The organism is Flavobacterium glycines, assembly GCF_900100165.1.
Lineage (GTDB): Bacteria > Bacteroidota > Bacteroidia > Flavobacteriales > Flavobacteriaceae > Flavobacterium > Flavobacterium glycines.
Genome location: NZ_FNEO01000001.1, coordinates 1,054,348 through 1,065,885 on the forward strand (window position 1 = coordinate 1,054,348; position 11,538 = coordinate 1,065,885).

Genomic DNA, 11,538 nt, shown 5'->3' on the forward strand with positions numbered 1-11,538 from the left:
AAATTATTTTGATAAATTTTCCCAACGGATTTTTTGGCATATGGTTTTGAATTTAATTTGTGTGATACATTTTTTGTAGATTCGTTGTAAGTTACATTGAAAAAGAATGTAGCAACAAAATGATGATAAACTATTTTTGCCGTTTTTTATTACTTGGGTTATTGTGTTTTTGCTTGCAGATAAACGCACAACAATCTTTTGTATTTTCTTCTATCGATTCTAAAAATGGACTTTCAGAAAATAGGGTACGTACTATTTTACAACTTCAGGATGGACGAATGCTTATCACTACCGAGGGCGTAACGAATATTTATGACGGAACTTCTTTTAAATATTTGCATCTCAAGGCTAATACTATTTCCCAATTAAGCAGTTATTCCGGTTTTCATCACGGTTATGTTGACAAAGATTATGTCTGGATAAAAGACAAAGGAAAGCTGATGGGGATTGACATTAAGCAGGAACGTTTTGTGGCGAAACCAGATAGTGTTTTAGCTGATATGGAAATTCATGAACCTATTGCCGATTTTTTTGCTGATGCTTATCACAATTATTGGGTACTTACTTCTTCCGATAAACTATTATTTAAGGATGCCAAGAAAAGAACGACTGCTGTTTTTATTACGAATGTTTTAACTCCTAACGGAAAAAAAGACGAACTTTATGATGTAGCTGTTATCCGGCAACAGCTTTTTTTGTTCTATAAAAAAGGATTGATAGTTTGTTATGATTTGAAAACAGCGAAAGAATTGTATCAAACCAATTCTTTGTCGTATCAGGACCAACAAAGATATAATCGCACCTTAATGGTTGCTCAATCGAATAATTCTTTGTTTCAAATACGCAATGGCGCTTCCGGAATCATGTTGGCTTATGATATTAAAAAGCGGATTCATACCAAAATCCTTGAAACCGATTATTGGCTGAATACCATTTCTGTGGATAGCAAAGGTAATTTGTGGGTGAGTTGCGCCATTGGATTATGGTTTATTGACAAAAATCTGAAAGAAAAGCATTTTATTCCGTCATTCAAGTTGGTTGATGGAACTGAAGTCAATACCGAAGCCAGTACGCTGTACAACGATTCACAGGGCGGACTCTGGATTGGCACATTCAATCATGGATTGTTGTATTACCATCCCGACCGATTCAAATTTAAGAATGTTGGGAAAACTTTTTTTGGAACACAACCAAAAGATATTGATGTGACTTGTTTTCAGGAAACAACGCAAAACACAATTCTGGTAGGAACTAAAAATGGACTTTACATTTATTCTCCTGAAACATCGAAACTTGCTGTTTTTTCAAGATTTCTAGCCGATGCTGATTGTGTTTCGATGACCAAAGATGCTCAAAATCGAATTTGGGTATGTACTAAAAATAAAGGAGTGTATTGTTTACAAAACAATCAGGTTACACTTATTGGTCAACTCGTTGGAAATTGCAATTACATTGTAGAAAAGCCGGATGGACAATTTTTAGTAGCAACATCCGAAGGTTTGGCTGTTTTTAATCCTGTGAACGGTATTTTTCAGTCGTTGCAATTGACATTAAATGGCGAGCGATTAGCTTCAGTTTCTCAGTTAATTACGTTTGACAAGAACTCTTTTCTAGGAAGAAGCAATGCTGGATTGTTTGTTTATAATTATAAAAAGAATAGGATTAGTCAGCCTTTAAAAGAACTTTTGAAGGATAAAAACCAACAATACAGCTGTATTTTTAAAGACAGTCGCGGAATTGTGTGGATTGGTACTCAGGATGGATTACATGTTTGGAAATCCTCAACGAAGGAACAGCATACGCTTTTTACAGATGATGGTTTGGTAAACAACAGTATCAAAGGAATTATCGAAGATAAACAAGGTAGAATTTGGGTTACAACTGCGGGAGGTGTTTCTCGTATTGTAGTGAATGCTAACGAAAAACAGCTTCGTTTTTCAATGGCTAATTTCAATCATTTTGATGGTGTACTAGAAAATGAATTTACAGCGTCGGCTGTTTTTGCTTCTGATAAAGGGCAATTGTATTTGGGCGGTGTAAATGGTTTCAATAGTATTGATTTACAAAAACCATGGTCATTCAAACAAGTACAAAAACCATTGTTTACCGGTTTAAATCTTTTTGGAACTCCAGTAAAACCGGGTGAATCTTACGATGGCAATACGATATTAAAAAATGCAATTGCTGCGACTAATAGTTTAGAATTCAATTACAATCAGAACTTTATAAGTATTGATTTTTCGGCATTGAATTATGTTAATCCCACGCAGACTTATTATCGTTATCGTTTGGAAGGAGTTGATGAAAATTGGCGCGAAATAGTAGCTCAAAACGGTACCGGAACCGCTGTTTACACTAATTTGGCTCCCGGAAATTATGTGCTGAAAGTCAATGCTGCCAATAATAGTAAGGAATGGTCGAATGAATATGCTCAAATCACTATTGTAGTCCATTCGCCTTTTTGGAAAACTCCTGTAGCTTATGCGTTGTATTTGCTAGTTGTTGTGTTATTATTTTATTTATCGCTCACTTATTATAAACGATGGACCAATCAAAAATTAATTAGGGAAAATGAAGAAAAATTAAATGAATTAAAGTTTAATTTCTTTACCAACGTCAGCCATGAATTCCGAACACCACTTACGTTGATTATTACGCCGTTGGAATCTATTTTGAAAGAAATAAAGGATTCCAGAATTAGTTTAGTGTATTGTCACGCATTGAATTTACAGCATTTGGTGAATCAATTATTGGATTTTCGACGATTAGAAATTTCAGGTGAGAAACTGAATCTGACTTTTGGTGATTTAGTAGATTTTGTAATGCAGTTCGAAGATTTATTTGGCAAATTAGCCGAAGAAAAACAAATCGATTTTTCAATACAATCCGAAAAACCAGAGCTGTTTCTGTATTTTGATAAGGATAAATTACACAAAGTAATCAATAATTTACTGTCCAATTCTTTCAAATTTACTCCTGTCGGAGGAACTGTTAGAATACGATTGTCATTGCCAAAAACTACTCTGAAATCGGATGTTTTTCAGTTAGAAGTTATTGATTCAGGTTCAGGGATTGCTGAAAAAGATTTGTCTAATGTCTTTAATCGTTTTTATCAGGCTTCAACAACTCAGGGAGGAAGCGGCATCGGTTTGCATTTGGTAAAAGAGTATGTGGAATTGCATTTGGGAGCAATCACCGTTGAAAGTGAACCCAATGTAAAAACAGTATTTGCTTTTACAATCCCCTTAGATCTTGCTCCGGAAAAAGCGTATTCTGAAACTCTTGTTGTTCCAGAAGATACAATCGATAATCAGTTAATTCCAACAGCGTTTAAAAAAGAGAAAATTTTGGTAGTGGAAGATAATGAGGATTTAAGGTCTTTTATCGTAAATGAGTTATCCCATAAATACGAAGTTTTTGAAGCTGCTGATGGTGAAGAAGGAGAAAAATTAGCGTTATCCCAATCTCCTGATTTGATTATAAGCGATGTGATGATGCCTAAAGTTGATGGATTCGAATTGTGTAAACGCATCAAATTGAATGTACAAACTTCGCATATTCCAGTGATATTATTGACGGCACGAACTTCTGAAGAGCTTAAAATGACTGGTTATCAATCGGGAGCCGATGAATATTTGGCTAAACCCTTTAATTTGGAAATATTGTTGCTTCGAATTGAGAAATTGATTCTACAGAAAAATCAAAGGCAGTCAGCCTTTTCGAAAAAATTAGAAGTGAATCCCAAAGAGATTACGATTACTTCCATTGACGAACAGTTAATAGAAAGAGCGCTGGATTGCATGGAAAAAAACATGGATAATCCCGATTATTCCGTTCAGCAGTTTAGTCAGGATTTAGGGATGGATCGCACGGTATTGTATAAAAAAATGCAATCCATAACCGGGCTTGCTCCTTCGGAATTTATTCGTTCTATCCGATTAAAACGGGCTGCCCAACTTTTAACTCAGGGAAATTATCCTGTAGCTGAGGTAGCGGAAAAAGTGGGTTTTAATACGCAGAAATATTTCAGTAAATATTTCAAAGAAGCTTTTGGAGTCTCTCCGTCAAAGTATGCTCAAAATGATAATAATGCTGATAATGAGTTGTTATAAACGAATAAACAACGAGATGTACCAATGAAAACAACATATCGTACCTATTCGTTTATGTGAATATAAATAGTTTTGGTTGGTATTGATTAACTAAAAATAAACCAAATGAAAAATGCATTTCTGAATAGAAACTGCCAGTACTTGCTGTTGCTTGTGGCGTTTTCTTTTTCCTCATTGACGGCTCAAAATTATCAAAAAACGGCTTTAGGTGTAAAAACCAAATTGCAGTCTATGGATGTTGAGGTACAGTTTTACAACCCAACTATTGTTCGTGTTTTGAAATCACCCGAAGGAGTCGCTTTCAAAAAAGAGAGTCTTTCGGTTATCAAAAAACCACAGCAAACCAAATTCACCATCCAGCAGCAGGGAGATGTAATTTTGTTAAAAAGCGAAAAACTAAAAGTAGCTATTGATGTCAAATCGGGTAAAGTATCTTTCAATACCCTTTCCGGAGCATCTCTTTTAAGTGAGGCAGCATCTGGTGCAACTTTTACTGATTTCAATGATGCAGGTTCTAAAACCTATAGCATCAATCAATTATTTGCGTTAGATAAAAACGAGTCTATTTATGGATTAGGTCAGCAACAACGAGGTAAATTATCGTTGCGTAATGCAAAAATCAACATGGTACAAGGTAATGTAGATGATTATGTTCCTTTCCTTGTTTCTACAAAAGGTTACGGATTGTTTTGGGATAACTATTCACCAACAGTTTTTGAAGACAAGCCGGAAAGTACATCATTCAAATCTGAAGTTGGTGATTGTATTGATTATTATTTTGTGCTTGGCGGAAATATTGAAGGATCTATTGCGGGTATGCGTGAACTTAGTGGACAAGCTCCAATGTTTCCACTATGGGCTTTTGGTTATTGGCAAAGTAAAGAACGTTACAAAAGCCAAAATGAATTGGTAGGTGTAGTGACTAAATACCGTGAATTGGGTGTTCCATTGGATGGAATCATTCAGGATTGGCAATACTGGGGCAATAATTATTTATGGAATGCGATGGAATTTCTTAATACTGAATTCCCTCAACCAAAGAAAATGGTGGATGATATTCACAACATGAATGCACACGTCATTATTTCTATCTGGAATTCTTTTGGACCACAGACCAAGCAATTTAAAGAAATGCAACCAAAAGGAATGTTGTTGAATTTTGGCACCTGGCCACAATCCGGAGTAGAATCATGGCCGCCTAACCGTGATTATCCATCGGGTGTTCAGCCTTATGATCCCTACAACCCGGAAGCTCGTGATATTTATTGGAAATATTTGAATAAAGGTCTTTTTTCTGTAGGAATTGACGGTTGGTGGATGGATTCATCAGAACCGGATCACATGGATTTTAAAGCTTCTGATTTTGATATTAAAACTTATTTGGGTTCATTTCGAAAAGTGCGTAATGCTTTTCCATTGATGACCGTAGGTGGCGTTTCAGAACATCAGCGTGCAGCAAGTGCTGACAAACGAATCTTTATTCTTACGCGTTCTGCCTTTGCCGGACAACAACGTTATGGAGCCAATACCTGGTCGGGTGATGTCAATTCGTCCTGGCAATCGTTGCGCAATCAAATTCCGGCTGGTTTAAACTTTTCTATGAGTGCCATTCCGTATTGGAATACGGATATTGGAGGTTTTTTTGCCGGTGCTTATAAAAAAGGATGGGGTGACGGAACTCAAAATCCATCATTTCAGGAATTGTATGTTCGCTGGTTGCAGTTTGGCGCATTTACTCCTATGATGCGTTCGCACGGAACCGATATCCCTCGTGAAATATATAATTTTGGTAAAAAAGGCGAAATAATCTACGATGCGATAGCCAAAACAATTGATTTGCGTTATTCGCTGTTGCCCTATATTTATTCTGCTGCCTGGGATATTACCAATAGTCAATCGACTATGATGCGTGCTTTGGTAATGGATTTTAACGACAAAAAAGTGGTTGACATGAACAATGAATATTTGTTTGGCAAATCAATATTGGTTGCTCCTGTTGTGAATGCTCAATATACTCCTGAAACTATTGTAAAATCAAACGAAGAAACCGGTTGGAATAAAAATAATGATGCTAATGGTACTAAATCCCAAGCTGTAACTTTTACCCAGGCTAAATCGACCAAAGTGTATTTACCGGAGGGAACTGCCTGGTATGATTTCTGGACCAACGAAAAAATGAATGGTGGTCAGGAAATAGAAAAAGCAACAACTATCGATGAAATTCCTTTGTATATTAAAGCAGGAAGTATAATTCCATTTGGACCAAAAGTGCAGTTTGCTACTGAGAAAAAATGGGATGCGCTTGAAATTCGTGTGTATCCTGGCGCTAATGGTGAGTTTACTTTATACGAAGATGAGAATGACAATTACAATTATGAAAAAGGTGCCTATTCTACTATAAAATTCAAATGGAATGAAAAATTCCGAACTCTAACCATTGGAAAAAGAAATGGAAGTTTTAAAGGGATGTTAGCTTCTAGAACTTTCAACATAGTCTTTGTGGATGCTAATAAAAAAGCTGGAATTGGGGGTTCAAGCACTTTTGATAAAAAAATAATCTATAACGGAAAAGCCACTACAGTTAAGGAATAGTTTTTATATAAGCTAAAACGAATAATTAATCTCTAATTAGACAAATTAAGTTGAATTTATGTTTAAATTAGCTACTCTAAATTATTAATCTAAACTATTGTAATATGAAAATTTCAGCGTTATTTTATGTATTGTTTGCAGCTACCATTTTTGTGAGTTGTAAAAATAGCGAAGAGAAAAAAGAGGCAAAGGAAGCTAAAGAAAAAGTAGAAGAAATTGTAAGTGCTACTTGCTACAAGGCTGTATATGAAAATGACACTATCGATTTAAAAGTCAATACTTTAAAAAGCGGAAAAGTATCCGGTGATTTAGTAATGAAAATTTATGCAATGCCTAAAAAAATTGGTGAAATTTATGGTGATTACCATGGGGATACTTTATTGGTAAGCTATACTTTTATCGATGAAGGAAATGAAAAAGTGACTTATAAAAATCCAATGGCATTTTTGAAAAAAGATAGTTTGTTGATTTTAGGTAATGGTAAAATGGAAACTTCGATGGGAGCTACTTATTTTGTTAAAGGAGAACCAATAGATTTTGAAAACGTAAAGTATAAATTTTCAACTGTTGATTGTGTTGGAAAATAATACTACGAATGCATAAAAAACAAAAGCCTGTAAAATTTATTTACAGGCTTTTTTTGTGGAGAATACCTTGCAAACTGCAAACTAGCTGGACAATTTAATTTTTATTTTCAGTTAAATATTCAATATACTTTCTGCTTTTCTTTTTTTTGATTTCGAGCTCTCTTTGATAAGCCTCACTTCTTGATTCAAAACTTTCGAAATATTTTAATTCCCAGTCTTTTGCTTTTTTTGTAAAAGGACTTCGACTATTCAAATGATCTGTCAATCGTTCCTGAATATTTTGGCAAGAGCCTATGTAGTATTTGTTTAAAGTTTTAGAGAAGATAATGTAGGTGTAAAACATAGCTCTAAAAATTAAAAAAACTCAAGTCAATTGACTTGAGTTTTTGTTGGTGGAGAATACCGGATTCGAACCGGTCGCCTCTACGCTGCCAGCGTAGCGCTCTAGCCAAATGAGCTAATCCCCCATTGCAGGGGCAAATATAGTATTTTATGGTATTCAAAAAACATTTTTTTTAAAAACTATACTTTCAGTTGAATATTTTTAACTTTACCTAAAACTATTCCGGATTTATATGCAAGATACTAAGGGTTCATTACTGACAATTATAGAAAATAATATTGCTACGGTCGAATTTGGACATCCGGCAAGTAATTCTTTTCCTCGTTTTTTGTTGGATGCATTGACTAATGAAATACATCAATTAAGTGCTGATGATGCCGTTAATGTAATCGTTTTAAAGAGCAAAGGAACAGCCGCTTTTTGTGCAGGAGCTTCGTTTGATGAGCTTTTGGCTGTTTCAAATCAGGAAGAAGGATTGGCTTTCTTTTCCGGTTTTGCTCATTTAATTAATGCCATGCGTTCTTGTTCTAAGTTGATTATAGGACGAATTCATGGAAAAGCTGTAGGAGGTGGAGTGGGTATTGCTGCTGCCTGTGATTATGTTTTTGCGACAGAAAATGCCGCCATTAAATTATCAGAATTAGCTATTGGAATTGGACCATTTGTGATTGAACCTGCCGTAAGCAGAAAGATTGGGAAAACGGCTATGACCGAAATGACTTTAGCAGCTCACGAATGGAAATCGGCTTTATGGGCACAACAAAAAGGATTGTATGCAGCCGTTTTTGAAACTCCCGAATTGTTAGATTCGGCTATTGCTGCGTTTGCGTCTAAATTAGCTTCTTATAACCCTGATGCTTTGTTGGAAATGAAGAAAGTTATTTGGGAAGGAACGCAACATTGGGAATCACTTTTATTAGAAAGAGCTGCAATTACAGGAAAGCTGGTGTTATCTGATTTTACTAAAAATGCATTGGAACAGTTTAAGAAATAAAAAAAGGGAATTCCAATATTTTTAAATTCCAAATAAAGAAAAATTCCAATAGTTTTGAATTTTTCTTTATTTGGAATTTATTATTTAAACAGTTATTAATTCGTAAATTTGCAACCTAAAATTCAAATCGATGAGTAAAATCAGAATTACAAAACAATTTAGTTTCGAAACCGGTCATGCACTTTACGGCTATGATGGAAAATGTAAAAATGTGCATGGTCATAGTTATAAATTGTCTGTAACGGTTATTGGTTCACCAATTACGAATCGTAATGATGTTAAATTTGGGATGGTAATTGATTTTTCGGATTTGAAAAAAATTGTCAAAGAAGAAATTGTAGACCAGTTTGATCATGCCACAGTATTTAACGAAACTACACCTCATGTGGAATTGGCCGAAGAATTAAAAAATCGTGGGCATCATGTTATTTTAGTGGATTATCAGCCTACTTCTGAGAATATGGTCGTTGATTTTGCCCAAAGAATTGTTCGCAGACTGCCTAATGGTATTGAACTTTTTTCTTTAAAATTGCAAGAAACAGAATCTTCTTTTGCCGAATGGTTTGCCAGCGATAATTTCTAAAAGTTATACGTTAAGAGTTATACGTTGAATAGCATTGCTAACGTTTAAACTCATAACCCATAATCCATAACTCATAACTTCTCTATGAAAAAAGTCTATTTTGCTTCCGATCAACATTTTGGAGCACCTACAGCTGAATTGAGTTTCCCTCGTGAACAAAAATTCGTTGCCTGGCTTGACGAAGTGAAAAAAGATGCCGAAGCTATTTTTCTTTTAGGTGATTTATTTGATTTTTGGTTTGAATATAAAACTGTTGTTCCTAAAGGTTTTGTTCGAATTTTAGGGAAGTTAGCTGAAATTCGTGACAGCGGAATCCCAATTTATTTCTTTGTTGGAAATCACGATTTGTGGATGGAGGATTATTTTGAGCAAGAATTAAATATTCCCGTTTATCACGATAACCAAGAGTTTAGCTTTAACGGAAAAACTTTTTTAATTGGTCATGGCGATGGTAAAGGTCCCGGTGATTTGGGTTATAAACGCATGAAGAAAGTGTTTACCAATCCTTTTTCAAAATGGCTTTTCAGATGGCTACATCCTGATTTGGGAGTGCGTTTGGCACAATACCTTTCGGTAAAAAACAAACTGATTTCGGGAGAATCGGATGTGAAATTTTTAGGTGAGGACAACGAATGGCTGATTTTGTATGCCAAACGAAAATTAGAAACCAAACATTATAATTATTTGGTTTTTGGTCACCGCCATTTACCGATGATTCATCCTGTGGGCAAAAACGCTGAATATGTTAATCTGGGAGATTGGATCTCGTATTTTACCTATGGTGTTTTCGACGGAGAAAATTTCGAAATTAAGAAATTTGAAAACTAATTTTTTCCTTCGCCGTTTAAATAACTTTCCATATTTATTCTGAACAAAGTTCCGTTTACTAAATCTTTTATCTTGTTCAATTCGTCCATAGAAACGGATAAATCAATTTGATACATAGGGGTTTTAAGTAAAAATTTGCAATTGCTGTTTTTTAAGCTGCAAGTTTCGCAACAGCTGTTTTTGGCAATACTTTCATTTATTAAATAATTAAAATCGTTTAATTCGCTAAGGCTAAAAAACAAGCCTATTTCCTTAATGATAAGTTGAACCCTATTAGGAATAATTCCTTCTTCTTTTTCCCAATAAAAAGCAATTCCTATACTGTTGAGATAGATTTGATGTATCTGTTCCATGGTTATTCAATGTATGAAACAAATATAATTATTATTTATATTTATTCTAAATAAAAATAATAAAAAATTAAGCTAAAACAAATCTATTGTTTTAGCTGTTTTTTGACAATTGCTATCATCGAATCCAGATCTGTTTTATTGGTATCTATAGCGATACTATTGTTGCCGTAAGGTTCGTATTTTTCAGGCACAGTTACCGAAAACAATCCTAAAACCGGAGTTTGAGAAGCACAGGCCAGGTGCATAATTCCGCTGTCGGCACCAATGAAAACTTCGGTATTAGCTATAAATGCAGCTATTTCACGAACGTCTTTACTGTAAAAGGAAGGTGCTTTAAAACCTATTTGAGAAACATTTTCAACAGGCAATACTTCAACAATATTATAGTCAGGGAAAGTAGCAACCAATTTTTCATAAACCGGATTCCACCATTCTGGGCTGTAACATTTTGCGCCGGTAGCAAAAGTAAAAATGGCAATGGTTTTTTTGTCATTTGGAACAATTTGGTCTAATATTTCTTTAGCATCCAGTAGTTCCTTATCACTAAGTTTTATGTTAATTGTTGGAATTTCTTGTTGCAGATTTTGAAAACCAAGCTGATTCAAATAATGGCGTAATTCGTAGATAGGATATTTTGCCATATGTTTGTAATCGGGATGATTTTTAACAATTTCTTCGTTTAATTCTCCAAAGAATTTAAAATCAGCATTGGCAAATTGAGTAGACAAACGCCCTGATGATGAGCCCTTGTCGATATTAATTACTAAGTCGTATTTCTTTTGTTTTATTTTAAACCAAACTTTAACATAATTGATGAAATCTTTAAATGGTTTTCTGGGTAAAACAATGAAATTTTCTACCGAAGGGTAGTTTTTAAATACAATAGGTCCTAAACCTCCTTTTATAAAAATATCAATTTTGCAATCCGGAAAAGTATTGTTGATTTCCTGAACCAATGGAGTGATAAGAAGTAAATTTCCAAGTCGGTGATTGGGACGACAGATTAACACATTTTTAAAATCTGTTTTGGAATTACTATTGGTGTTTTGATTGAATTTAGTAGTTCCAATATTCTTAGTTAAACTGCGCGTAATTTTTCTTCTTACCGCATTAATCGATGTTTTAAAGCTCATATATTTTTTATAA

9 protein-coding genes and 1 tRNA gene are annotated in these 11,538 nt (G+C 34.5%); 6 read left to right on the forward strand and 4 right to left on the reverse strand.

Annotated features, from left to right (window positions below; translation table 11 throughout):
* Positions 1-173 precede the first annotated feature (173 nt).
* From BLR17_RS04145 to BLR17_RS04155, 3 genes are all read left to right on the forward strand, one after another.
* On the forward strand, positions 174-4,112 hold the full coding sequence (locus BLR17_RS04145; protein ID WP_169817157.1) for a hybrid sensor histidine kinase/response regulator transcription factor: 3,939 nt from the start codon (positions 174-176) through the stop codon (positions 4,110-4,112).
* 105 nt (positions 4,113-4,217) lie between these two features.
* Positions 4,218-6,704, forward strand: coding sequence for a glycoside hydrolase family 31 protein (locus BLR17_RS04150; protein WP_066327470.1), 2,487 nt, complete (start codon positions 4,218-4,220; stop codon positions 6,702-6,704).
* A gap of 104 nt (positions 6,705-6,808) precedes the next feature.
* Positions 6,809-7,291 (forward strand): hypothetical protein, encoded by a 483-nt coding sequence (locus BLR17_RS04155; protein WP_066327468.1) that lies wholly within the window; start codon positions 6,809-6,811, stop codon positions 7,289-7,291.
* Positions 7,292-7,385: 94 nt separating this feature from the next.
* Here BLR17_RS04155 and BLR17_RS04160 read toward each other — a convergent pair whose 3' ends face one another.
* Positions 7,386-7,634, reverse strand: a complete 249-nt coding sequence (locus BLR17_RS04160; protein WP_066327467.1) for a GIY-YIG nuclease family protein — start codon at positions 7,632-7,634, stop codon at positions 7,386-7,388.
* Between the two features lie 47 nt (positions 7,635-7,681).
* Positions 7,682-7,758: transfer RNA gene (locus tag BLR17_RS04165), tRNA-Ala, on the reverse strand.
* A gap of 108 nt (positions 7,759-7,866) precedes the next feature.
* Between BLR17_RS04165 and BLR17_RS04170 the strand changes: the two genes are divergently transcribed.
* The 3 genes from BLR17_RS04170 to BLR17_RS04180 all read left to right on the forward strand — a co-directional run bounded on the left by BLR17_RS04170 (position 7,867) and on the right by BLR17_RS04180 (position 10,039).
* Positions 7,867-8,628, forward strand: coding sequence for an enoyl-CoA hydratase/isomerase family protein (locus BLR17_RS04170; protein WP_066327466.1), 762 nt, complete (start codon positions 7,867-7,869; stop codon positions 8,626-8,628).
* A 130-nt stretch (positions 8,629-8,758) separates the two neighbouring features.
* Positions 8,759-9,211, forward strand: a complete 453-nt coding sequence (locus BLR17_RS04175; protein ID WP_066327465.1) for a 6-pyruvoyl trahydropterin synthase family protein — start codon at positions 8,759-8,761, stop codon at positions 9,209-9,211.
* 84 nt (positions 9,212-9,295) lie between these two features.
* Complete coding sequence (locus BLR17_RS04180) at positions 9,296-10,039, forward strand: UDP-2,3-diacylglucosamine diphosphatase (protein WP_066327464.1); 744 nt, start codon at positions 9,296-9,298, stop codon at positions 10,037-10,039.
* Here BLR17_RS04180 and BLR17_RS04185 read toward each other — a convergent pair.
* Positions 10,036-10,392: a hypothetical protein gene (locus BLR17_RS04185; protein ID WP_066327463.1), complete on the reverse strand. Its 357-nt coding sequence runs from the start codon at positions 10,390-10,392 to the stop codon at positions 10,036-10,038. The genes BLR17_RS04180 and BLR17_RS04185 overlap by 4 nt on opposite strands.
* Positions 10,393-10,475: 83 nt before the next feature.
* Positions 10,476-11,525 (reverse strand): glycosyltransferase family 9 protein, encoded by a 1,050-nt coding sequence (locus tag BLR17_RS04190; RefSeq protein ID WP_066327461.1) that lies wholly within the window; start codon positions 11,523-11,525, stop codon positions 10,476-10,478.
* Positions 11,526-11,538 lie beyond the last annotated feature (13 nt).

Bases quoted from the DNA above. Each gene is read 5' to 3' on its own strand.
- BLR17_RS04190 (WP_066327461.1), bottom strand. From the start codon at position 11,525: ATGAGCTTTAAAACATCGATTAATGCGGTAAGAAGAAAAATTACGCGC.
- BLR17_RS04170 (WP_066327466.1), top strand. From the start codon at position 7,867: ATGCAAGATACTAAGGGTTCATTACTGACAATTATAGAAAATAATATT.
- BLR17_RS04160 (WP_066327467.1), bottom strand. From the start codon at position 7,634: ATGTTTTACACCTACATTATCTTCTCTAAAACTTTAAACAAATACTAC.
- BLR17_RS04155 (WP_066327468.1), top strand. From the start codon at position 6,809: ATGAAAATTTCAGCGTTATTTTATGTATTGTTTGCAGCTACCATTTTT.
- BLR17_RS04150 (WP_066327470.1), top strand. From the start codon at position 4,218: ATGAAAAATGCATTTCTGAATAGAAACTGCCAGTACTTGCTGTTGCTT.
- BLR17_RS04175 (WP_066327465.1), top strand. From the start codon at position 8,759: ATGAGTAAAATCAGAATTACAAAACAATTTAGTTTCGAAACCGGTCAT.
- BLR17_RS04185 (WP_066327463.1), bottom strand. From the start codon at position 10,392: ATGGAACAGATACATCAAATCTATCTCAACAGTATAGGAATTGCTTTT.
- BLR17_RS04180 (WP_066327464.1), top strand. From the start codon at position 9,296: ATGAAAAAAGTCTATTTTGCTTCCGATCAACATTTTGGAGCACCTACA.